This is a genomic window from Paeniglutamicibacter selenitireducens (assembly GCF_051550675.1).
GTDB lineage: Bacteria > Actinomycetota > Actinomycetes > Actinomycetales > Micrococcaceae > Paeniglutamicibacter.
Window position 1 is genome coordinate 89,791 of record NZ_JBPULF010000003.1, and the last position, 19,326, is coordinate 109,116.

Consider the following 19,326-nt stretch of genomic DNA (forward strand, 5'->3'; position numbering starts at 1 on the left):
TGGTGGGAGGGGCACGCTAAGCGGTGTCATGCAGCAACCCGACATGCAGGCCGAGGCGCGCGGTGAGCCCGGTGTCGGTGACGGTGGCCCGCAGCTTCTCGGTGGCCATCACCTCGAATTCGATGTATGAACCCGCCAGGTACTTGGTGGCTTCGCCCCGGGCGACCTCGGAGAACGACTCCTTGAATGACTTCGGGTCGAGGACCGCCGATTCCTTGCCGTCGTCGAAGAGGATCTTGTTCACCAGCAGGGTGGTCCGGGTGACCGTGGTCAGCCGCTTGATCGCCACGCCGGTGGACCGGTAGCCGTCGCCGGTGGCCCACAGGTAGATCCGGAACCGGTAGCGGATCAGGTAGGTGTCGAGGTCGCCGCTGCCGCCGGCCTGCCGGGTGGTGGAGCGGGGCCCGGTTTCCATCTCATCGATCATGAGTGCCGGGAACCGGCCGAGTTGGATGGCGTCCTCCATGACCGGGTGCATGTCTTCCGGCGCCGGGATCTGCAACCCGTTCTCGTCGAGCCCGAGCTCGAGGCGGGCCTGCGCGGTCACCACTGGCAGCCATGTGGTGACGGAGTGGTAGAGGGCTTCGGTGACGCCTTCGTGGCCGAGCATCAGACGCTCACCTCACCCTTCACAATGAATTCGTGCATCATCTTGGCCCACATCTTGGTATCCTCACGTGTTGGCCGGCCCAGCAGTTCGCGGGCGGGCATGGTGTCGGTGCCGTCCTGGTGGTACCTGGCATAGTCGATCCCGGTGCCGACGGTCATGGATTTGCTGGTGATTTCGTCCACCCCGAACGGGCGCTGCGTGAGCGACTCGCGCAGGAGCCCGTCGAAGACGAGGATGGGCCGCCCGGGCCGCTTCGCCGCCTTCCATGCCGCGTACTTGGGGGAGAGCGGCGACCATGCCCCGCCGTAGTAGGAGCCTTGGGCGTCGAACTGCCGCTGGTTCATGGTCGCAACATGGTCTGCCATGGCCTCGAACACCGGTTCGGCATCCTGTACATGGTCTTCGAATCGGGTCAGCACGTTGATGAACGGGTTGAACCCATCACCCGCGAAGCGTAGGCCGAGCATTACCAGGTCATCCCGTCCGGGAACGCCGGAGCCGGGAAGGTGCCGCCGATGCTGCCCTTGCCGGGCCCTCCACCGGTGCCCTCCTCGAGGATCCACTCGTCGAGTGCCTCGGTGAGCGCGTCGATTTCACTGTTGAACCTCGCCCACAGCTCCGCGGAGTAGGACGACTGGCTGTTGACGCCTGCCTTCGTCGGATATACCGCGGAGACCATGGTTGCCGCGGCCCCCACAACGGTGAGGCTCTTGGCGCCACGCTCCACCCGCCCCACCAGATCCGGGTCGGTCAGCTTGGAGCGTTTCCGCAGCCGCAGGTCGACCATGGCCGCCACATCCTGGATCCACCGCTCCACCTGCGCCGTGGTGGTCTTGCCCGCCTGAGAATCGACCCATGTTCCGCTACCTCCGGCTGGCGGGGTGGCAAGAAGAACGTGGGGGGCCAGCGCGAGGACTTCCTCAACACTGGCCCCCCACGTCACAGGGACGATCTGGTCAGGCATCGACCTTGGCGACAGCGCCAAGGGCCGTGGCCCGGGTGACCCATTCGGCCGGCGCCGTCACGATGTCGCCGCGGCGGGCCACGACGTTCTGGCCCTTCACCGTGGTGTTCACGTGCCGGGCGAGCACCACGACGGTGGTGCGGCCACCGAAGTCGACCTCGCTGCCGGTGCGCTTCACATTCACGGTCGGGGCCGGTGCCTCGGGTGCCGTGGGGGAGGCGCCGCCGGTCAGGGCAGCAATCGCGGCCAGCCGCGCCGTCTCATCCAGCGGTGCCTGCTCGTCCGGGGTCTGCGGATCCTTGGTTTCCTCGGCCATGGTTAGACCCCCGCAATGATGGTCACGGCGCCCGGCTCGTCGACCTCCGGGGCGGAGCGGCGCTTGGCCTTCACGATGAACTCGTCGTTCTCCGGGCGATCCACCACGGTCACACCGAACGGGTCGGACTCGGCAACGAATCCGGCGGTGTTGACCTGCAGCAGGTAAGCCTTCGCGCCGGCACGGTTGTTGATGATCCAGTGCAGGTCCAGCAGGCCCTCCAGCGCCTGGTTGAACAGCGGGTTCAGGGCCTTGTTCTCGCGGGGTGCGTAGTCCTTGATTTCCTTCAGCAACCGAATCTTGAGGGCGGTGGCCTTGGAAATGACGATGGTGTCCGGGTCGTAGCCGGTCGGCGCCGTGGATACGGCGGTCAGGATGTCCTTCTCCCAGTTCCCTGCGGTACCCCAGCCGCCGGCGGTGGCCGGGGTGGCGATGACCTTCTTTTCCAGTGCGGCCAGGGAGCGGCCGGCGTCGGAGAGCAGCATGGCGTTGCGGACCTTGAGGTTGCCGCGTGCGATCGGGTTCATGTTGTTGTCGTCGCGCGCCTCGTAGGTGACTCGGTAGCCGGCACCGAACTTGGAGGTGCGGCCTGCCTGCTCTTCACCGTCGGCGACGTCGACCATGGGGTAGTCGCCGCCTGGTTCGATCTGCTCGATGCCACCGCGGGCCGGCAGGTCCTCGGATTCTTCGGCTTCGCTGAACGTGTAGGCGCCGCCCTGGACCTTGATCGGGCCACGGAACAGGTACTCGGAGAGGAACTTGTCCTCGGGGCGGATGATGCGCTTGCCGATCTGGGTTGGCGCTTTCAAGAGGGACTTGACCGTGAGGATCAGGTCTCCGGGGTTGCTGATAGTCATCAGGGTTCTCCTAGATCAGGGGTTAGTAGAGGTCTACGGCAGCGTCGGCACCGCTGGCAGCGTCGGCGAGGACCTGGCCGACAGCCTTGCCGGCGGCGAGCTTGATGGCCTTGCCGTTCGCGCCGACTTCGACTTCGTCGCCTGCGGAGAGCGCCGCACCGGCGGTCACGGAGACGATGCCCTTCTTGAAGATCGTCACCTTCTCGCCGAGGGCCACGTCCCAGCCCGCGACGCCGAAGGGGCGGGAACCTGCGGTGGCGGTCTTGAGGTTGGGGTTCTGGTCGGTGCCGCCAACGGCGATGCCGATGAACGTCTTGCCGACGAGGGCCGCGGTGGCGGTGCCGGTGACGCGCTTCTCGGAGTTGGTGAAGTACTCGAAAATGGGGTTCTTCTGGTATGCCATGAGGGTCTCCTTAGATGCCTGCGGCGGCGAACTGTTCGTCGGTGAATTCGGGGCCCTGGTCCGCGTTCTCCGCGTGGTCCGCGCCGAGTTCGAAGGTGTTGGCGGATTTCGGCAGGGCGGCGATGGCGGAGAGCGCCACGGTTTCGTTGGACTTGAGCAGTTCGCGGTAGATCTGCTCGTTGGCCGGGACGATCTGGCCGGCCTGCATGGCGGAGAGGATGATGCCGTCGTGGCGGTCCTTCACGATGCCCTGCTCGAGGGTCGCGACCTTGCCGTTGAGCTCGTTGAAGGCTTCGGCGGACAGGGTGATGGTGGAGCCGTCGGCGGATGCGGCGATCTGCTCGGTGCTGGCCGGGGCCTGTGCGGCGGGTGCTGCCGGGGTGCCGGTTCCGGCGGCCGCCGGGCCTGCTGGCTTGTCCCCGTCCGGGCCCTTGCCGTCGGCTGCTGCTGCGGCGTCGGCTTCGGCCTGGTCCCAGGCGGCTTCTACTTCTGCGTCGGTTGCCGTGTCGGGCAGACCGAGCTTCTTGCGGAGCTTCTCAAGCATTGAGTCACTTTCCTTCGGTTGGTGGTTCTGTTCCTGCCCGGTGGGCTGTACACCACCAGACTCCGGTGCACCCGGGCCCTGCGGTGGGACGGTGGCCGGATCGGTTATTTCCCCGGAGAGTTCCACCACCAGGTCGGGGGATCGGTCGGCGGCAGAGGCGAACACCTCCAGGATGTCGGCGAGGCCCTTCACCGCTGGCGCCGCGGCCCCCAGCAGCGCAAGCCCGGTCAGGGCCGCGGGGTAGGTCTTTCCGGAAGGGGTGGTGTAGTTCCGTTTCATCTCCACGGAGCGGCGCCGGTACGCGGTCGGGATGATCGAAGCGAGCTTGTAGGGAACGTTCGCCAGGTCGCCGATGAGCGTGGATTTGTCGGCTGAGAGGCGCAGGTTCTCCACCCACCCGATTGCCGGGGCGCTGTCGCCCAGGGCGAGCCCGCCGGTGTGGCCCAGCTTGATGGCACCGGCATCCACCTCCGGGTCTGCCTGTGCGGCAATGGCCCCGGTGAGGTCGGAGAGGGTGATGTCGACGGGGCCGAGCGCCGAAAAATGGCGGCCGACCTTGCACAGTTCAACGTTCTTGATCGTGGTTAGGGCTAGAGTCATGCCCCGAGCATGCAAAAACCCGCCTCCCGAACGTGGGAGGCGGGTTCGCAGTGAACGACGGTTAGGCGGCGCTGGCCAGCCGTGCGCGCAAGAGGTGGATGTTCAGCGGGATGTCGTCGATTCCCGCGGCCGGCCGCGTTGCCGCCGCAGCGCCGCAGACCTTGTCGAGTTCCTCGAGCAGGCCCACCGGAACCACGACTCCGAACAGGACAGCTGATTCAAGACCAGCCGCTACGGCATCGAGGTATTCGCCGCCACCGTAGAGGTCGTCCAGGAACTCAAGGGCGTCCGGATCCTGGGATTGCGCGCTGAGCACGACACGAAGCCGCTCAGCCAATTCCTTTGATGGATCCATGGTCCTCATTCTACCGGAGGGTACCGGGTTATGGCTTGGGTATTTGCTTGCCGTTGACATTCAGAATCACCCCTTCGCCGCGGACCGGGTAGGCGCTGGATACTTCGCGGTGGTTCTTCTTGGTGTTGACCAGGACATGGATTTCCACGCCCAGGATCATGCCGACGAGCTTTTCCCGGGACCCGATGATTTTTACCTCGTCCGGGGCGTTGATGACCTCTTGGATGGAGTCGATGATTTTCTGGTCGTTCCATGTGGCCGGGAACTCTGTCTTGCCGGGCCGTCCGGTGCCGGGGCGGTGTCCGCCGCGGATACGGCCGTCGGCTTCGATGGGTTCGCCGTCGAGGATGTGCCGTATGCGCTGGTCGTCGAGGTCCTTGGTGGGCGCGGGGAGTTTTGCGCGCGGCAGTGCGCGAGGCACCGGCACCGGCGCGGGGGTCGGGGGTGGTGCCGGGGGTGGTGCCGGGGGTGGTGTGGGTTGTGGCTTGGGCGGCGTTGGTGTGGGTTTTGTCGTGGTGGGTGGCTCCACGAATTCCATGACGAGGGTGCCGCGGCAGCGGGCGCCGCCTTCGCAGTTCACGTGGCCGCCGAAGTCGGGGTAGTCGGCTCGGGCTTCCTCCATGGTGTCGTAGTCTTTCCCGTCGATGTGCGAGCAGGCCTTGCAGGTGCGCTTGTCGAGGATCTCGCTGGCCCAGGCGTTTACGGGTTCGAGGGGTTCGGCGTTGTCGAATCGGCCGGCGTTCGATGCACCGTGGGTGGCTTGCCGCCCCTGGTCGTAGGCGCCCTTCGGGATGGGTTCGTCATCGCCCATGATGCGGCCCACCAGTGCCCGGTCGAGGGTCGTTTGGGCTTGGGTGCGCGGGTCGCCGAGGCCCCTCTGGAGACGGTCGAGCATGCGCGTGTGGGGTGCCATGGCGACGGCCCTGGCCGCGGTGTTGAACGCGGCCGCCGGTTTGGTGACCAGGGGATGCCCGGTGAGGTTCTTGCCCTGCCGGGTCGCTTCGCCGCGCAGCAGTTCCCCGGCACGCTTGTACACCCCGGCGAGGACCGCGGCGATCTTCGTGGCGGCATGGTCGACGGCGCCCCGGATGGCCGGCGGCTGGGTCGCGGTGATCTCCTCCAAGGTCTTGAGGGCGGCGGCTGGCGCGGTGGTGTCCCCGCTGAACAAGATGCCGACGATGGTGCTGGTGATGATCGTGTTCAGGGTGGCCAGGTATTCGCCGATCTGCTCCTCGGCTTTCTCCTGCATCCGGGCAATGTCCCCGAACATCACCCGTGCGCGCTGCTCCCGCGCGGTGAGGGGCCGGTGTGCGTCCGCTGCGTTCTCCCCGGTTGCCGCCTCCGCCAAGATGACGGTGTGTTCGAGCTCGGAGAGGACCACCAGCTGCTCGAGTTCAGCGAGGATGGCTGGCGCGCTCATGCCGGCTCCTGCAGAGCGGCGAGCCGGGCGACGAGTTCGCTGGCGCGCTCCATGGCCGCGCCCGGGGCGGATAGCGACGCAGCGGGGGCGGCCGCCGTGGGTGTCTTGGCCGGCGCAGCCCGGACCGTGGCCGGGTCCAGTTCCGGCAGGCCACGCTGCGCGCGCTGCTGCGCCTCCAACGGGGCATCCGGTTGGATCACACCGGCATCGATGAGCTCCTTCAGCGCGGTGGAGGTGATCGCCTTGTTCGCCGACAAATCACCCGGGGTGAGCGTCGGGTACGGTTCCTCCGGCCCGTAGTTCAGCTCGACCAGGTCGCGGATAACGTGCTCGGTGAACGTCTCCGCAACCATGTCGGCCACCGCCTGCAGGGAGTCGTTGAAGACCTGCAGGAACGTTTCCCCCAGGGACCGGGCTCCGGCGTCGTGGCCGAGGTCCAGGAACATCGCCAGCATGCTCTTGGAGGTCATCTGGTCGTGGTGCTGGATCCACGGCAACGGGTCCACCAGCGAGCCGGTGACGCCCTTCAGATCCAGGTCGCTGTCGGCCGGGATGAACGCGTGGGAGAGCGCGCCGGCGCGCAGCCCGGAGAGGATCCGTGTTTTCTCATCATCCGGGAGGCTGGCCGCGCCCTTGAGGACCGGGACGCCCATGCCGTTGCGTTCCACGATCTGCGGGCCAAGGACGTGGAGCTTGTTGTTGATCATGTGGTGCTTGTAGGCGGTGCGCAGGATGCTGGTGCCGGACCAGTCGGCACCCTCCTGGTCGAGCACGTACATGACCAGCTGCGTGACGGGGATGAAGATGTCCTTGTCGCCTTCGAGCGGTGCTTGCGAGACGCCGGCGAGGCCACCGTCGCGGCCCACATGGATGTTGGTGATGGTCCGGGGGAGCCTGGGGGCGAGCTTGCGCAAATGCAGCACGGTGGACAGGCCACTGTTTTCCTGCCCCGGCATCGGCGGGCCCGGCTCGTAGACCTGCTCGAACGGCATGAACCCAAACGGTAGGCACAGCAGCGCTTCCTTCAGGTGCTTCTTGAACACGATCCCTTGCCGGCGGCGCCGGGCGGTCGCTTCACCGACCTTGGTGAGGCCGACTTCGGCGCGGACCATCTCGGCAACCTCCGGGCGGATGCCGTCGGTGAGGAGGTCCCAGCGGGCGCTGATGATGGGCATGGTCATGGCGCGCAGCGTGGAGCCTACTTGACCGTTGGTGCGCCGCATCTCATCGAACACCGGGATGCTGTTGGGGAAGGCGAGGTCGGGGTTGAGCTCGAGGGGTTCCACCACATACGCCTTCGCCCCCTTCCCTTCGGAATTGGCGGCGATGCCGCCGGGGTTGCCGAGTTCTTTGATCTGGTCTGCCATGGCACCACCATGCCGCCCCGCCCCGCGCCACGGTGGGAGCTTAGAACCCTGCGCCCACCAGCGACCCGGTGATGGTCTCCGGCCGCTTGTACAGCTCCCGCGGGTCCGGCTTCGACGGGGCCGTCTTGCCGGTGAGTTCCTGGATCAGGTAGCGCAGGGCATCGGGCAGATGGTCTTCGGGGTGGTTCGTGTCGATGTCCTCGGGGTTCCTCTTGGCCCGCGGCATGGCCGGTAGGGTCCGGATGAGGTTCACGCAGGTGTCGTGCACCAGCAGGCGTGGCAGCTTGTCGCCTCGTACGGCCAGATGGTGGTCGATGAGTGCCCACCCGCCGATGCGGTCTTTCTTCGACTTCACGACCTGGGCGCCGAACACGTCCCGGTAGTAGGAGGCGATCGACCCGGGCGGCGGAATGTCCTTGGCCAGCGTGCCAAAGACCAGCTGCGTGGGGTCCTTGGCCCAGCAGGCGGAGTCCAGGGCGATGGGGATGGGGCGCTCGGGGCGGCGTTCGTCCGGGAGTTCCGAGTCCCGGATCAGTTCAGCCTGCTGCAGCGGGGTGAGGTTCTTTCTGTACAGCTCGCGGTACACCACGATGAGGTCGTCGGCGAGCTTCGCACCCCACAGCGCGGCGAAGGGCGATGTGGAGCCGTAGTCGACGCCGACGGCGCGCGGGTGGCCAACATGGGAGATGGGCAGCAACTCGGGTTTGATGACGTGCACAGCCTTGTTCCAGGCGGTGAACCGGACACCTTCCAGGATGTCCCAGTTGCCCTCGAGCAACGCTTTCCGAAGGATCGGGTCCATGGCCTGCAGCTGGCGCCGGTACTGATCTTGGTCCAGGTGCGGGTTGTCGGTCATCAGGGACGGCAGGAACCGGCGGGTCAACGGATCCGGTTCATCCTCCGTGGGTGGAACCGTGAACAGGGTATTGACGGGGGCTGGGTCAATGAAGCGGGCTTTGACCCAGAGGTGCCCGATGCCGCCCGGGTTGGCGGTGGCGATCACGGTGGGCTTCAACCCAAGTTTTTGCATGCGTTCGAGGACTTCGCCGCCGGCACGGGCACGGGACAGAAGGTACTTGTATTGGGCTTCGTTGAACTGGGTGAGTTCGTCGAACGCGATCAGGGCGTATTCGGCGCCCTGGTAGTTGTAGATGTCGTTCTCGTGTTTCAGGTACGCCATTTCGAGGCGGGCCCCGTTGGCGAATGTCCAGGCGTGGTCCTGCGAGTTGTATTTCGCGATGTGCTTGGGCAGCCGGGGCATCAGCTTCTGGATGAGGGAACGCTTCAGGTCGGGGAAGGAGCGTCGGAATGCGATCACCTGCACCCCGGGTACCAGCAGGCACATGGTGACGAGGGCGCCGAGGAGGAACTCTGATTTGCCGCCGCCGGCGGCCCCACCGAACAGGGTTTCTTCGGCGCCGGACTTGTGGGCTTCGGATTGCCGCTCGGTGGGGACGTAGGGGTACTGCCAGGTGCTAACTGCTGGTGATGTCATCGGGTAGGCTCGCACCTTCGGGTAGCAGCGCGGACGGGATGACGACGTTGAAGCCGGCGGTGCCGGAGGCTTCGACCTTGGCCGGTGCGTCGTAGCCGTGCATCTTGGAGACTCGTTCGTTGATGCGTGCGAGTGCGGTGACTGCTTCGAGGCGGAGCTTGTAGTCGGTGCGCAGGCGTCCGTAGACGGCTTCGATCGCGCGGCCCGCGTCAGCATCGGTTTCGGCAACGAAGAGCATGTCTTCCAGGTCGCTTTCCGCGTCGTAGGTGCCACCCAGGATGTTCTTGACTTCATCAAGTGCTACATCGAATTCGGCGTCCCATTTGGCCCGGAATTCGTCGGATGCGGTCTGCTGGTTGCGGCGGTGCAGGTCGAGGACGGCTTTGCAGGCGGCTCCCCTTGAGGCATACCCGAATTGGTTGGCGATCCGCTGCCAGGTGAGGTCCGGGTTCTCAGTGCGTGCCTTGAGGGCGTCGATGTCGCGCTGCTGAGCGGCAAGCACCTTCGCTGATCCTTGGGTGCCGTTGTTGGCGCTCATGCTGCGTTTCGTCTCCTTCGTTTCACCGCCTTGGGGAGGGCGGTCACCAATACAGTGGCTTGCCGGGTCCTGGTTTTGGTGGAGGTGACGGTTGTGCGTGTGGAGACGAGCTGGTCGACGGGATCCGTGATCCGAGCCAACGAGGATGGGTGGCCGTTGGCGGAGAGGACCGGCAGACCACGCATGAGCGGCCGGTCTTCCGGCCCGTACGCGATGGGTTCGGCGTGAATGAGGGTGTCATCCAGGGGAGTGGCGCCGTGCACGGTGGCGAGCTCGAGCGGGGTGAGCCATTCGGTGAGCAGCGGCTGATCGGGGGCCGGAGCGAGTTTGCCGCGGCGTGGCCGGCGGATCGGCACAACCGGCGCCAACACGGGTTCTGCCGCGGCGCTCGCCGGTTCGGGGAAGTAGATCAGCCGGCCCGTCACCAAATCCGCCACCCGATCCGCCAACAAGTCAGCCTGCGGGGCTGAGAGCAGCGTGCCGTCGTCGATGACCCGGGCCACCGCCTCCAACGCGATCCTGACAGCCTCCGCCACGACCTCCACCGTGTACAAACCGACCGCCGCCGGATGCAAGTGCAACACCCCGTCGCCGGCACACACCGGGCAGTCCCGGGTGATGATCTCGGCGGTTCGACGGGCACAAGCTGGGCAGACAATCCGTGACATTCAGTTCCCCTCAAAAACAAAATGGTGCGGTCACCCCAAGTTTAACAGGGGCAACCACACCATCGAGAGTCAGAAACGCTAATCCTTCGTCGACCAAGCGTTACTCAAATCAGGCGTCTCGAGCCAACCGCGTTCCTTCGCCTTTTTCATGTACGCCTCTGGCAAATGTTCCCCGTACTGATTTGCAAGATACGCGAATGTATCGGGGAGTCTTTCGCGGAATTCGAGTGCCCCAAGCTTTCCCTGGTACAGATCGCGTAGACCATTGTTTACGACGTTGAACCCGTGGTCTAAGGCGAAACTCAGCTCTCTAGCCTCATAACCATCTGGATAAATCCTTAGTTGTTCGCGTCGCGCTTCTGCAAGGAGCATCATGAGGTCATCAAAGTTTATGATCTCCCCTGATCTCCCCGGAAACGCATAGACCATGATGAACCGAAGGTTGGCTTTCCTCAGATTCGCTTGCGCTTCTGGCAGTGACTTTAGCGGATCTGCGGATGCGGCAAACAGATCAATGTGTGCGCTGAGATACCCAAACAAGGAAGAATCAACTTCACGTTGGGACTCCAGCTCTGCAGCCGCCGCGATGGCATCGTTAGATCGCTCCTCGGCTGCGACAAAATCTTGTTGGGCACGCTCCGCTACGGCTTCCGAGTCAGTTTTCATTTGGTGCAGTTGTTTTTCCATGGCGTCGGCCGACTTTTTGGCTTCATGCCATGCCAAAGTCGCAAGTGCAGCGAGCAAAATGGTGATCAGCACCATCGCCCAATCTGCTACAGAGCCCGAAATGTCAGGACCATTCGTTGGATTCGTTACGCAGTAGATGACCGCGTCTTTCACCGCGTTTGGTGACGGTACTGTGCATTCGAGCGTTTCGGTGAGGATCATGCGGCCAACCTGTCCTGCGTGGCGCCGCGCTCGGAGGCCAACATGCGTTCAACCGCATCCACGCTGCGGCCCATTCGGTGAGCCAGCTGATCCACCGTCAGGCCCAGTGCCAGCAGCCGGTGCAGGTCCGTCGTCGTAGTCGCGTACAGGCTAGACATTGGCATTTCCTTCTGCTGATGCGTTGGCGCGAATCCCAAGTCTTCCGGACTTGACGCTAGCGCGAGCGTGTTTCCTTAGCTGGACTCGGTTTGGCTCAATTTGCGCCAAGCGCCGGTTCCATTCGGTTTCCCTCTCGTCCCCCTCGATTCCATTCTTGTGGGCTTCGAGGAAGTAGTTTCTTGCGACCACGCAGCTGTCGAATAGATCTTCTGCCATCTCGACTGTTTTGTCGTCATCAAGAAGTTGAATTTCATGCATGATTTCTTGGAATGCCGCGAAATCCGCATTTACGTCGTTCAACTGCCCGGAAATAACTTCCCACTGGGGCTGCTCCTCGGGCGGCAGATCGCGGACCATCCAGATGTGCTTCATTAGATTCCGCACGCTAAAGCTCTTCGTTAGGGCACTCGACAATCGCTTCTGTTGCTCGGATCGTTGTTGCTTGGCCGCTAGGATTCCTTGATAGACAATCGTGGAAATGGTACCGACTGCGACACCGAGGAGCCCGATTAGAGCGCTTGCAATTTCTGGGGGGAACCATGTCGCGGCCTCGGTAATGTTGCAGGTTAAGAAGTTCGCCTGATCCGGGATGGTATCGCAGCTGATTGTAGTCATGGGTTTAATCCTATGAGTTGGTTCATGCCGCTTCCGCTTCCCGCTCAACGGGCCTGATGTTTACAAACTCGACGGGGTCGGCGCCGGTGACGATTGGGCGAGGTTCCCGCCGACCAAGCGCAGGATGGTTCCTTCGCGGATGGTGGGCACCTGGCCAACACCGGCCTTCGGTCCGGGCCGATAGCGTACGGGGGTGTCGGAGGGATGGTCTCCATGGGATTGACCGGATGGACTGTGGAGTTGCCTTGCTTGGCGGGGATGAACCCGCCAGGGTGCCCGCCTCTTTCGTATTCGCGATACCCCGAGGGTGACTAAAGCCTGGCCCCACGTGGGAGTCGGGACACTTAGTAGCGCTGGGTATAGGCAATAGGCAAGTTGATAATATGTAGTTACCAATTTCTGAGAATAAGGACGTGCCTTGAACGCTGCTATCGCTCTCGCCGATATCTTCCAAGAATGGGCGGCCAACCCTACAGGCAGCATCTACAATGCCCGTGGAGAAGAAGGCAATGGAGGCTCGACGCTCGATTATTGGTCCGGATACCAGAAGGTAGTCGACCTCATCGCTGATCTTGACTATGCCTTGGATGTGTTGGAAAGCAAGGGAAAGCCTCGCAAACGATACGACGCGCTTATGGTTCGGATCTGGCGATATGCGGTCATGCCGGAGAACGCTTGGCAGTCCTATAACAACACGGCCATATCCATGGACGACATCCACCACTTGCAGACATTGGGCGATGTCATCGAGATGCAAGTCCCGCAGGCTAACGAGCTGCCCGAACGCGACCGCACCGTTGTTCTGGAACTTCTCGAAGAGGCGCGTACCGCTTCGCTGGACTGCTTCGATCTGCCGGAGAGAATTCGAACTCGACTGGCTGGCGTGATTGAGCAGCTGGGTATCTTGCTGGACCCGGACCGTGATGCAAGCCCCCGCACTTTGCATCGGGCCCTGGATGAGATGACTGCCATTCTGCTGCGCGCGGTATGGGCGGAACCAAATCCTGACATCAAGCGCAGACTGTTCAATCTCGCGTTTCGTTTTGCGCATTCAACTGCCGAGTCCGGTTCCTACGACTTGATCAAAGCCATCGCGGCAGCCCCAGTCAAGGAAATGCTGGGGTTGCCGGCAGGGGAGGATGCCTAGCTTCCAGCTCTTCACGAAATCCGACTGGAGGTGTCGTATGTTGTCGTATCAGTAGATGTGCAGCAGGTGATTCTTCGCTGGAAGGAGTGCTGACGATAGGTCGGAGTTCGTCCGGTTGTGACTCAATCGAGAGCTACTTTGAATGGCTCTGATGTTGCATATGTTCTACTATCGAGACATGGTCAAGTAGCTTGGCCAGTGTTGGCGTACCCAGTGTGGGATTCGGATCTATTCGTAAGGAGCAAGGTGATGAAGACGTTTAGTCATGCAGCCAAGCCTGTTCCCGCGAGTGCAGCTGGTGGAGGGGAATCGGAAGCGGTTCCTACTGATGGTTCCTGGTCTATTGGATTTGTTGCTCCCCGTTCCGGCATCGTCGATAGCGTTGCACGCGTTGTAGCTGAAGCTGTAGCTGAAGATGCTCACAACGATGAGCTGGAATGCTATCTCGAGGATGTTCGAAAAACCGTCAGCCGGCCTGAACACGTGAACGCTGTTCGGTCGTTGCCCGCTTCCTTCACTTTCTAAGGCCAACCTTGATCGACCTCGTCTGGGATGAAGCCCAGTTTCACCACCGTGCGCTGCTCCAAGGTTTCGAATGTGCTGAGCTTCCGCTAAGGCGGATGAAGAAGATCTTGAAGTCAGGTTCAGATGATGTCGGATCGTGGGCATCGCGTGTTCAGGGCCTGATTCGAAATCTGCGTCCTTCATACATCGCACCGAAATTCCTGCACATTTCACTCGCTGATCGAAACGCATACATCCGTGGCCTCTACTATTTTGAGCAGATTTCTCAGGTCGGGGACACTCTCCATATTATGTTGGGCCTGATTGGGGCGGCCAGGGCCGATCAGGGCTCCGGGTTAGGGCGTGCGACTCTTGAACAGTTTCAACGCCAGGCTGGGTTGCTGACAAGAACCCGTGGGTGTTCGAATCTCTTGATTTCTGCGGTAGTCCATGAGCGGAATGAAGCATGCCGAGGCATGCTGACGAGCATGGGATGGCACGAAGTAGGTCCGGCTGAGGGACTCCAATCGTGCAGCGAGTGGGCGATCCGTGCCGAGCGAAGCCATGACACACAAACGAAATCATCGGAGCTTCCTCTGCCGATAGAAATCGCGGATGCAGACGATGCCTTCAGCGCGTTCTTTCCGAATGGAGAGCCGACCTTGGAGACTCCGCTGGGGGTTGCCTATCTTTGGTGGTGTGCTGTTTCGGATATCGATTCACTGCAGGGCGTGTTCGCCCAGACTTCGTATGATCCGACAGTTTGGGGTGACTTGCAGGATCTGAAACAGCACCTGGATGGGTGGGCTCTGATGCAGAATATTGTCCCAAGCCCAGTTCGGCCAGACGTGATTGCATATGCCAAGTTGATTCCTGACCCTGGCCATGCCGCGCGGGCTTTTGCAAGTGCGGAATTGGAGAATTTCAAGGTCATCACCTTAGTCAAGGATAGCGACGGCCAATGGCGGGTATGGGGTCTAAGCGAAAATTGCTTCCCTGATGCGTCGTATGTCCTTGGCGAATAAACCGCGATCAGGCAACCGCCGAAAACCCGCGCACCAAAATCACCCCGGTAAGCCTCAGCGAAGACGAAGCACGCCTCCGGCCACCGCAGCCGACATCGCCGGCATGCCACTGGGGCGCATGATCCGCGAAGACGCCATCGCCGCAGCCAAGCGCCGCATCACGAAGGCCTACAAGCAGCGCTAACCCGCACCAGCGCCCCCGGGCCCCGCCCGTCCGCGTACCGCTTCGCCACCACCAGATCCGTCACTCTGGCGTCGTCCTCATATACGCCCGCCGTCGTCAACCCGTCCAGGGTTGACCGAACCAGCTTGTCCACATCCGGTTTCACCCCGGGCAGGCCTGGTGCGGCGGGCTTTAGCGTGCCCGCGTTGCGGCCGGTGCCGTAGTGGCTTTTGGGGCGTGCCAGGTAGAACGTGACGGCCACCGACACCGGGCCCTGGATCTTCTCGCCGTCGGTGGCGGCTTTGACGACTTCGGCCCGCCACGGCTTCACCTTGCTCGATGACTCGACCATGGTGGTGCGGCCGGTGTAGGCGCCGCCTTTCTTGATGGCGAAGGCTTTCTTGGATCCTTGTGGGGCGGGGGTTCCGTGGATGTGGATGGTGCGGGTTTGGGGGTCTTGTGTTTGCCCTTGGGCGATGGACTGCATGGCATTGTGGAACCAGTCTCCGCGCTTGGTTGCCCCCAGCACGGGTTCTTTGCCGGTTTCTGCGAGTTCGAAGAGTGTTTGTGGGTCCTTGCTCATGCTGCGTCCTGCTGGGCGCTTAGATCGGCTCCTGCGGGTTTGGGGATGGTGAATACCGCTGGGGGTTGTTGGTGGGGTTGCAGGGGGATGCCGCGGCGTTGGAGGTCTGCACGGTGTTCGTCGCGGCCTTTGGCGTAGAGCTGGTCCCAGAGCCCGGGGTTGCGGTCGCGCCAGGTGCCGGTGGGGCGTTTGAATGGGATCGCGGTTTGGGCGTTGGCCATGGCTTGGGCGCGGTTGTCTTCGTCGAAGATGATGCGCTTGATGGTGGCGGGGTCGATGGGTGGGTGTTCTCGGCCGTTGAGGCGGGGGCGTTCGTAGTAGACCTGGGTGGCGACGGTGACTTCGAGGGCGGTTTTGTCTCCGACGACGCGGCCCCAGAGTTGGGCGTTGGGTGCTGTCATTTGGATGCGTGGGTCGATGCCGTTGGCGTAGACGATGCAGGCGCGGAGTTCTTCGGGGGTCATGGGGTGATTTCCTTGGGGGTCCAGGGGTCGGGCTGGTTGTTGTTGTCGTAGCCGCCCATGGCGTTGAAGCCTGCGCGCATGCGGTCGACTTGGCGTGATCCGGTGGGGGCTGCTTTGGCGTGGTCGCCGAGGATCCATCCGCGCCAGGCTTCGTCCCAGTCGGTTTTGAATTGGGCGGGGCCGGCGACTGACCGGTAGTGGGATTTGAATTTCTGGGTGGAGAGGTTCATGTCGACGTTGGGTGCGTGTTCGAGGGCCCAGGCGGTGTGTTCTGGTCCGGTTTTCCAGTTGGTGGGGAGTTTGGTGCCGGTGGTTCCGGTGTCGCGTGGCGCTCGTGCGGGCGGGCGCCGACCACTCCTCTGTTCCCCTGCTCCTCTGTTCCCCTGTTCCCCTGTTACAGGCGCGAGGGTTTCGGGAGGGCTCGCGAGGGTGTCGCGAATTTCGGAGTCTTTGTATTCGAAAGTCCCGTCAGGACGCGGGTTTCTGCCCTTCCCTGGCTTGTCGATGCGCTGCACTGACTCCCAGAAGGACACGTAGAGCAATTTGTCGTTCGGGCCGTCGTATCGGTGGACCAAACCTGCTTGGAACAGCTCGGAAATGGCTTCGGACACCCTCGCGACAGTCTCGCGAGGGTTCGCGAATAGGTCGCGAGGGAACACGTCGGTGACGATGAGCTCGATGTCGTCGACCCCGACCCCGTTGTCATCCACGTAGGATTCGAGGCCCTTGAGGACGAGGCGGGCGTCCCAGGAGACGGACGCAATGCGGCGCGACTTCCAGAACTCGGGTTTCGTGGAACGGATACGCATCTAGTTGCCGCCTGTGTAGCGGGCGATGACTTCGGTGCCGGTGGCGTAGGCGTCGTAGTGGTCGGCGGGGCGGAAGGCGGCGCGTTTGCCGGTCTTGATTTGGTAGGCGGCTGATGCTGCGGCGTTGTGGGTGGGGGCGGTGCGGACGACGAACCATTCGCCTGGGTTTTCCTGGAGGTGCTCTGCGAGGTGGGTGTAGGTGGGGCGTGCACGATTGTGGGCTGGCCCTGGCCGCGATTCGTACATGGTGGTGCTGGCTGACACTTCGAGTGGTCCTTTCGTGAAGATATGTTCCATGGTCGGCAAACCAATGTGGGGCCGGTGGGATGCCGACCATGGGGGTGGGTAGGGCCGGTTATTCGGTGATGAGGTGCACTTTGGTGATGACGGGTGCTTCGTCCGGGGCGATGCCGTGCCTGACCCGGAGTTCACCCACCTCGGCCAGCAGGGACATCGGGTGGTTCTTCCACTTCACCTGCGCCCGCGCGATGTACGCGTTCGCATGGTCGAGCCAGTGCTGACGGGTCGGCTTGCTGATCTTCTTCCCGTGGATGCCGTGCTTGTCGTGGCAGCACGGGTACGGCTCGCGCTCCTCGTGGGTGTTCGCCTGCCCCATCGCGTAGCTGATGTGGTTCAGCGTCAGGTTCATGCCCATGCACACCGGGTGCCCGAACCTGGCGGATTCGCTGGGCATCAGGTGCGCCATGTACTCGTGCTCGCCGCAGGCCTCACACCACGGGTGCGGATCAATCCGCGGGGCCGGCAGAGTCGTGGCCGGCGCCGGTTCGGGATCCTCGGTAAGCAGGTCCAGCAAGCTCAGCTGATCGCCACTGGCGCCGACTTTAGCCACCGTGCATTTCCTTCCACGTCGTAGCGGCTTCGGCCTTGATTTCCTCGGGATCCAGACCGCGTTCCGTGGCCCATTCCCAGACGAATTCGGCCATCACGTCCCCGGCTTCCATGCGCTCGTGCCACTCGTTCAGCAGCTTGTCGGCGAGGCCCGGAGCCAGGCCCTGAATCATGACCAGAAGGGCTGCGGTACCCGTGGCGCCGACCATGTTGTAGAGGTAGGCGTTGCGGCGCCACCGGGCGACCTGTGCTTCGGGAGAGGGGTCTTTCGGCTCAAACTTCATGCCAGCACGGACCGCTTCGCCGAAGAACTCTCCGGCCTTGAGCGCGTCCTCGAGAGAGTTGTTGATGATCGTGTCCGCGGTCAACACGGGTTCGGGCCATTCGATGCCGGGCAGTACTGGGGTTTCGATGCTCATGGTTAGGCCGCCTGGGGGAGTCGGATCGGCATGACCAGGTGCTTGGTCTCACCAACTGTTGGGAGGATCAGCGCGGGTTTGGCCATGTTGTCCTGGAACCGGATCATGATGTTCTCGGTCATCATCGTGCTGACAGACCAGCCAAGGTAGCCGGGGTTGAACGAGACGGTCGCCGGGGCCCCGTCGTAGTCGCATTCGATGGTTTCTTCGCCCTGGGAGTCTTCACCGGTCCCAGCGTCCAAGGTCACCGACCCGTCTTCGAAGCGCAGCCGTATGGGGGTGTTGCGTTCGGCAACGGTTGCGACACGGTCGATGGCCTCCGCAAACACCGCCCGCTCCACGGTCGCCTCCGCATGGCACAGCTTCGGGAACAACGACTGAATCTTCGGGTAGTCCCCGTCGATGATGTTCGACACAGATGAGCGTTGCCCCGTATCCAAACCGAACTGGTTGCCATCGTGCTGAACCTTGACCGAACCGACCATGGTCTTCGTCAACGGGTGCAACCAAGAACCCTTCACGAGGACCGTGAAGTCATGCCCTGCTGCCGGCGCCCACGGCAGGGTGGCCATGGCGAGGCGGTACCGGTCGGTGGCCAGCAACGTGACCTCCGCACCGGCAAAAACGACGTTGATGCCCGTCAGCATGGCCAGCTGCGGAGTGCTGTCGAGACTGGCAGCACCAGCCACCATGCTCACCGCATGCGCCAGCGCCTCCCCATCAACGGATCCGACGACCGCGGGTGCCACAGCAAGCTGCGGGTAGGTGGCAGCGGGCATACAGTGCAGGGTGAAGTTCGCGGCGCCGGCCGACAGCCGCACCAGGGTGCCATCGAGTTCCACCAGGCACATCCGGTTGCGGAGCTTCGCCAGCACACTGGTCAGCATCACCGCCGGGAGGACCGCCACACCTGTGGCATCCACATCGGCATCCACGTGCGCCTTCGCAGTCTGCTCCATCGATGACCCGGTCAGGTGCACACCGTCTGCCTGCGCCTCGATGTGCAGGCCGCCCAGGATCGGCTGCAGGGGGTTCTTGCTGATGGCCTTCGCCGCGAAAACGGCCGCCTCGTTGAGGGTATTGGCAGGGATACTGAACTTCATTTCTTCTCCAAAAGGGTTCGGGTGACGGCCAGCAGGTCCGCTGGCGGCCGGTGTTCGTTGGCAATGTGGTTTATCGCGGCGCCCAGGTGGTGCTCGAGGTCGCGGATGCGCCGGTGTGCGGCCTCCAGTTCCCGGTGCAGGTTCACGACCTGCCGGACGGGGCTCTTCAGGCGCGCCGGTTGGCTCATGACCGCCCGCGGAGGAGGAACCGGGCGATCAGGTCGGGCCTGAATCCATTCCAGGTGAGCGGGCGGCCGCGGCGGATGATGCGCACGGCTGGTGTGTGCCGGTAGCCCATGTCGGCCATGGCCTGCGCCGCGCCCGGGTCGGTGACAGGCTGCGTGGTGTACTCGAGGCCGTGCAGGTCCAGCAGGCGCAGGGTCTTGCGGGTCAGGGCGGTGTCGTCGGTGATGATGTGGATCGTGTTCATGGTGGTTCTTTCAAGAAATGGGGTGCGCCCC

The 19,326-nt window shown here is 63.2% G+C and carries 28 protein-coding genes; 3 read left to right on the top strand and 25 right to left on the bottom strand.

Annotated elements, in window-relative coordinates; genetic code table 11:
* Positions 1 to 16 precede the first annotated feature (16 nt).
* The 16 genes from ACSYDW_RS07085 to ACSYDW_RS07160 all read right to left on the bottom strand — a co-directional run bounded on the left by ACSYDW_RS07085 (position 17) and on the right by ACSYDW_RS07160 (position 11,799).
* Positions 17 to 610 (bottom strand): hypothetical protein, encoded by a 594-nt coding sequence (locus ACSYDW_RS07085; RefSeq protein ID WP_438338026.1) that lies wholly within the window; start codon positions 608 to 610, stop codon positions 17 to 19.
* Complete coding sequence (locus ACSYDW_RS07090; RefSeq protein ID WP_438338027.1) at positions 610 to 1,077, bottom strand: phage virion morphogenesis family protein; 468 nt, start codon at positions 1,075 to 1,077, stop codon at positions 610 to 612. Before ACSYDW_RS07090 ends, ACSYDW_RS07085 begins: the two co-directional genes overlap by 1 nt.
* Entirely contained in the window at positions 1,077 to 1,574 is a 498-nt protein-coding gene (locus ACSYDW_RS07095) for a hypothetical protein (protein ID WP_438338028.1), read from the bottom strand. The genes ACSYDW_RS07090 and ACSYDW_RS07095 overlap by 1 nt, the downstream gene beginning before the upstream one ends.
* Positions 1,567 to 1,890: a hypothetical protein gene (locus ACSYDW_RS07100; protein ID WP_438338029.1), complete on the bottom strand. Its 324-nt coding sequence runs from the start codon at positions 1,888 to 1,890 to the stop codon at positions 1,567 to 1,569. The genes ACSYDW_RS07095 and ACSYDW_RS07100 overlap by 8 nt, the downstream gene beginning before the upstream one ends.
* A gap of 2 nt (positions 1,891 to 1,892) precedes the next feature.
* The gene (locus ACSYDW_RS07105) at positions 1,893 to 2,747 is read right to left on the bottom strand and encodes a phage major capsid protein (RefSeq protein ID WP_438338030.1); all 855 of its coding nucleotides are present in this window, start codon (positions 2,745 to 2,747) and stop codon (positions 1,893 to 1,895) included.
* A gap of 22 nt (positions 2,748 to 2,769) precedes the next feature.
* Positions 2,770 to 3,150 carry a capsid cement protein gene (locus ACSYDW_RS07110; protein ID WP_438338031.1) on the bottom strand — a complete coding sequence of 127 codons (381 nt, stop codon included), beginning with the start codon at positions 3,148 to 3,150 and terminating at the stop codon, positions 2,770 to 2,772.
* Positions 3,151 to 3,160: 10 nt separating this feature from the next.
* Positions 3,161 to 4,294, bottom strand: a complete 1,134-nt coding sequence (locus ACSYDW_RS07115; protein WP_438338032.1) for a phage protease — start codon at positions 4,292 to 4,294, stop codon at positions 3,161 to 3,163.
* 61 nt (positions 4,295 to 4,355) lie between these two features.
* Positions 4,356 to 4,649 (bottom strand): hypothetical protein, encoded by a 294-nt coding sequence (locus tag ACSYDW_RS07120; RefSeq protein WP_438338033.1) that lies wholly within the window; start codon positions 4,647 to 4,649, stop codon positions 4,356 to 4,358.
* A gap of 28 nt (positions 4,650 to 4,677) precedes the next feature.
* The gene (locus ACSYDW_RS07125; RefSeq protein WP_438338034.1) at positions 4,678 to 6,069 is read right to left on the bottom strand and encodes an EndoU domain-containing protein; all 1,392 of its coding nucleotides are present in this window, start codon (positions 6,067 to 6,069) and stop codon (positions 4,678 to 4,680) included.
* On the bottom strand, positions 6,066 to 7,436 hold the full coding sequence (locus ACSYDW_RS07130; protein WP_438338035.1) for a phage portal protein family protein: 1,371 nt from the start codon (positions 7,434 to 7,436) through the stop codon (positions 6,066 to 6,068). Before ACSYDW_RS07130 ends, ACSYDW_RS07125 begins: the two co-directional genes overlap by 4 nt.
* Positions 7,437 to 7,476: 40 nt before the next feature.
* Positions 7,477 to 8,931 carry a terminase large subunit domain-containing protein gene (locus ACSYDW_RS07135; protein WP_438338036.1) on the bottom strand — a complete coding sequence of 485 codons (1,455 nt, stop codon included), beginning with the start codon at positions 8,929 to 8,931 and terminating at the stop codon, positions 7,477 to 7,479.
* Positions 8,912 to 9,469 carry a hypothetical protein gene (locus ACSYDW_RS07140; RefSeq protein ID WP_438338037.1) on the bottom strand — a complete coding sequence of 186 codons (558 nt, stop codon included), beginning with the start codon at positions 9,467 to 9,469 and terminating at the stop codon, positions 8,912 to 8,914. Before ACSYDW_RS07140 ends, ACSYDW_RS07135 begins: the two co-directional genes overlap by 20 nt.
* Entirely contained in the window at positions 9,466 to 10,137 is a 672-nt protein-coding gene (locus tag ACSYDW_RS07145) for a hypothetical protein (RefSeq protein ID WP_438338038.1), read from the bottom strand. Before ACSYDW_RS07145 ends, ACSYDW_RS07140 begins: the two co-directional genes overlap by 4 nt.
* Positions 10,138 to 10,215: 78 nt before the next feature.
* A complete protein-coding gene (locus ACSYDW_RS07150) occupies positions 10,216 to 11,025 on the bottom strand; it encodes a hypothetical protein (protein ID WP_438338039.1) in 810 nt (269 codons plus the stop codon).
* Entirely contained in the window at positions 11,022 to 11,183 is a 162-nt protein-coding gene (locus ACSYDW_RS07155; RefSeq protein WP_438338040.1) for a hypothetical protein, read from the bottom strand. The genes ACSYDW_RS07150 and ACSYDW_RS07155 overlap by 4 nt, the downstream gene beginning before the upstream one ends.
* Positions 11,176 to 11,799 (bottom strand): hypothetical protein, encoded by a 624-nt coding sequence (locus ACSYDW_RS07160; protein ID WP_438338041.1) that lies wholly within the window; start codon positions 11,797 to 11,799, stop codon positions 11,176 to 11,178. Before ACSYDW_RS07160 ends, ACSYDW_RS07155 begins: the two co-directional genes overlap by 8 nt.
* Positions 11,800 to 12,217: 418 nt before the next feature.
* On the opposite strand from ACSYDW_RS07160, the gene ACSYDW_RS07165 reads away from it, so the two are divergent.
* The 3 genes from ACSYDW_RS07165 to ACSYDW_RS07175 all read left to right on the top strand — a co-directional run bounded on the left by ACSYDW_RS07165 (position 12,218) and on the right by ACSYDW_RS07175 (position 14,475).
* Positions 12,218 to 12,946, top strand: a complete 729-nt coding sequence (locus tag ACSYDW_RS07165; protein WP_438338042.1) for a hypothetical protein — start codon at positions 12,218 to 12,220, stop codon at positions 12,944 to 12,946.
* Positions 12,947 to 13,195: 249 nt separating this feature from the next.
* The gene (locus ACSYDW_RS07170) at positions 13,196 to 13,471 is read left to right on the top strand and encodes a hypothetical protein (RefSeq protein ID WP_438338043.1); all 276 of its coding nucleotides are present in this window, start codon (positions 13,196 to 13,198) and stop codon (positions 13,469 to 13,471) included.
* A gap of 8 nt (positions 13,472 to 13,479) precedes the next feature.
* A complete protein-coding gene (locus ACSYDW_RS07175; protein ID WP_438338044.1) occupies positions 13,480 to 14,475 on the top strand; it encodes a GNAT family N-acetyltransferase in 996 nt (331 codons plus the stop codon).
* Between the two features lie 158 nt (positions 14,476 to 14,633).
* On the opposite strand, the gene ACSYDW_RS07180 is transcribed toward ACSYDW_RS07175, so the two are convergent.
* The 9 genes from ACSYDW_RS07180 to ACSYDW_RS07220 all read right to left on the bottom strand — a co-directional run bounded on the left by ACSYDW_RS07180 (position 14,634) and on the right by ACSYDW_RS07220 (position 19,295).
* Positions 14,634 to 15,221, bottom strand: a complete 588-nt coding sequence (locus ACSYDW_RS07180; RefSeq protein ID WP_438338045.1) for a RusA family crossover junction endodeoxyribonuclease — start codon at positions 15,219 to 15,221, stop codon at positions 14,634 to 14,636.
* Entirely contained in the window at positions 15,218 to 15,685 is a 468-nt protein-coding gene (locus ACSYDW_RS07185) for a hypothetical protein (protein WP_438338046.1), read from the bottom strand. The genes ACSYDW_RS07180 and ACSYDW_RS07185 overlap by 4 nt, the downstream gene beginning before the upstream one ends.
* Positions 15,682 to 16,494, bottom strand: a complete 813-nt coding sequence (locus tag ACSYDW_RS07190; RefSeq protein WP_438338047.1) for a hypothetical protein — start codon at positions 16,492 to 16,494, stop codon at positions 15,682 to 15,684. The genes ACSYDW_RS07185 and ACSYDW_RS07190 overlap by 4 nt, the downstream gene beginning before the upstream one ends.
* Entirely contained in the window at positions 16,495 to 16,758 is a 264-nt protein-coding gene (locus ACSYDW_RS07195; protein ID WP_438338048.1) for a hypothetical protein, read from the bottom strand.
* Between the two features lie 91 nt (positions 16,759 to 16,849).
* Complete coding sequence (locus tag ACSYDW_RS07200; protein WP_438338049.1) at positions 16,850 to 17,344, bottom strand: hypothetical protein; 495 nt, start codon at positions 17,342 to 17,344, stop codon at positions 16,850 to 16,852.
* Positions 17,337 to 17,762 (bottom strand): hypothetical protein, encoded by a 426-nt coding sequence (locus ACSYDW_RS07205; RefSeq protein WP_438338050.1) that lies wholly within the window; start codon positions 17,760 to 17,762, stop codon positions 17,337 to 17,339. The genes ACSYDW_RS07200 and ACSYDW_RS07205 overlap by 8 nt, the downstream gene beginning before the upstream one ends.
* Positions 17,763 to 17,764: 2 nt before the next feature.
* On the bottom strand, positions 17,765 to 18,865 hold the full coding sequence (gene dnaN, locus ACSYDW_RS07210) for a DNA polymerase III subunit beta (RefSeq protein WP_438338051.1): 1,101 nt from the start codon (positions 18,863 to 18,865) through the stop codon (positions 17,765 to 17,767).
* On the bottom strand, positions 18,862 to 19,053 hold the full coding sequence (locus ACSYDW_RS07215) for a hypothetical protein (protein ID WP_438338052.1): 192 nt from the start codon (positions 19,051 to 19,053) through the stop codon (positions 18,862 to 18,864). Before ACSYDW_RS07215 ends, dnaN begins: the two co-directional genes overlap by 4 nt.
* The gene (locus ACSYDW_RS07220; RefSeq protein ID WP_438338053.1) at positions 19,050 to 19,295 is read right to left on the bottom strand and encodes a thioredoxin domain-containing protein; all 246 of its coding nucleotides are present in this window, start codon (positions 19,293 to 19,295) and stop codon (positions 19,050 to 19,052) included. Before ACSYDW_RS07220 ends, ACSYDW_RS07215 begins: the two co-directional genes overlap by 4 nt.
* Between the last annotated feature and the right edge of the window lie 31 nt (positions 19,296 to 19,326).

Excerpts from the sequence above, each read along its gene's own strand:
- ACSYDW_RS07150 (WP_438338039.1), bottom strand. The coding sequence starts at position 11,025 with ATGATCCTCACCGAAACGCTCGAATGCACAGTACCGTCACCAAACGCG.
- ACSYDW_RS07115 (WP_438338032.1), bottom strand. The coding sequence starts at position 4,294 with ATGACTCTAGCCCTAACCACGATCAAGAACGTTGAACTGTGCAAGGTC.
- ACSYDW_RS07130 (WP_438338035.1), bottom strand. The coding sequence starts at position 7,436 with ATGGCAGACCAGATCAAAGAACTCGGCAACCCCGGCGGCATCGCCGCC.
- ACSYDW_RS07100 (WP_438338029.1), bottom strand. The coding sequence starts at position 1,890 with ATGGCCGAGGAAACCAAGGATCCGCAGACCCCGGACGAGCAGGCACCG.
- ACSYDW_RS07160 (WP_438338041.1), bottom strand. The coding sequence starts at position 11,799 with ATGACTACAATCAGCTGCGATACCATCCCGGATCAGGCGAACTTCTTA.
- ACSYDW_RS07145 (WP_438338038.1), bottom strand. The coding sequence starts at position 10,137 with ATGTCACGGATTGTCTGCCCAGCTTGTGCCCGTCGAACCGCCGAGATC.
- ACSYDW_RS07215 (WP_438338052.1), bottom strand. The coding sequence starts at position 19,053 with ATGAGCCAACCGGCGCGCCTGAAGAGCCCCGTCCGGCAGGTCGTGAAC.
- ACSYDW_RS07105 (WP_438338030.1), bottom strand. The coding sequence starts at position 2,747 with ATGACTATCAGCAACCCCGGAGACCTGATCCTCACGGTCAAGTCCCTC.
- ACSYDW_RS07120 (WP_438338033.1), bottom strand. The coding sequence starts at position 4,649 with ATGGATCCATCAAAGGAATTGGCTGAGCGGCTTCGTGTCGTGCTCAGC.
- dnaN (WP_438338051.1), bottom strand. The coding sequence starts at position 18,865 with ATGAAGTTCAGTATCCCTGCCAATACCCTCAACGAGGCGGCCGTTTTC.
- ACSYDW_RS07110 (WP_438338031.1), bottom strand. The coding sequence starts at position 3,150 with ATGGCATACCAGAAGAACCCCATTTTCGAGTACTTCACCAACTCCGAG.
- ACSYDW_RS07155 (WP_438338040.1), bottom strand. The coding sequence starts at position 11,183 with ATGTCTAGCCTGTACGCGACTACGACGACGGACCTGCACCGGCTGCTG.
- ACSYDW_RS07095 (WP_438338028.1), bottom strand. The coding sequence starts at position 1,574 with ATGCCTGACCAGATCGTCCCTGTGACGTGGGGGGCCAGTGTTGAGGAA.
- ACSYDW_RS07190 (WP_438338047.1), bottom strand. The coding sequence starts at position 16,494 with ATGCGTATCCGTTCCACGAAACCCGAGTTCTGGAAGTCGCGCCGCATT.
- ACSYDW_RS07125 (WP_438338034.1), bottom strand. The coding sequence starts at position 6,069 with ATGAGCGCGCCAGCCATCCTCGCTGAACTCGAGCAGCTGGTGGTCCTC.
- ACSYDW_RS07185 (WP_438338046.1), bottom strand. The coding sequence starts at position 15,685 with ATGACCCCCGAAGAACTCCGCGCCTGCATCGTCTACGCCAACGGCATC.
- ACSYDW_RS07180 (WP_438338045.1), bottom strand. The coding sequence starts at position 15,221 with ATGAGCAAGGACCCACAAACACTCTTCGAACTCGCAGAAACCGGCAAA.
- ACSYDW_RS07090 (WP_438338027.1), bottom strand. The coding sequence starts at position 1,077 with ATGCTCGGCCTACGCTTCGCGGGTGATGGGTTCAACCCGTTCATCAAC.
- ACSYDW_RS07085 (WP_438338026.1), bottom strand. The coding sequence starts at position 610 with ATGCTCGGCCACGAAGGCGTCACCGAAGCCCTCTACCACTCCGTCACC.
- ACSYDW_RS07140 (WP_438338037.1), bottom strand. The coding sequence starts at position 9,469 with ATGAGCGCCAACAACGGCACCCAAGGATCAGCGAAGGTGCTTGCCGCT.
- ACSYDW_RS07220 (WP_438338053.1), bottom strand. The coding sequence starts at position 19,295 with ATGAACACGATCCACATCATCACCGACGACACCGCCCTGACCCGCAAG.
- ACSYDW_RS07135 (WP_438338036.1), bottom strand. The coding sequence starts at position 8,931 with ATGACATCACCAGCAGTTAGCACCTGGCAGTACCCCTACGTCCCCACC.
- ACSYDW_RS07170 (WP_438338043.1), top strand. The coding sequence starts at position 13,196 with ATGAAGACGTTTAGTCATGCAGCCAAGCCTGTTCCCGCGAGTGCAGCT.
- ACSYDW_RS07205 (WP_438338050.1), bottom strand. The coding sequence starts at position 17,762 with ATGAGCATCGAAACCCCAGTACTGCCCGGCATCGAATGGCCCGAACCC.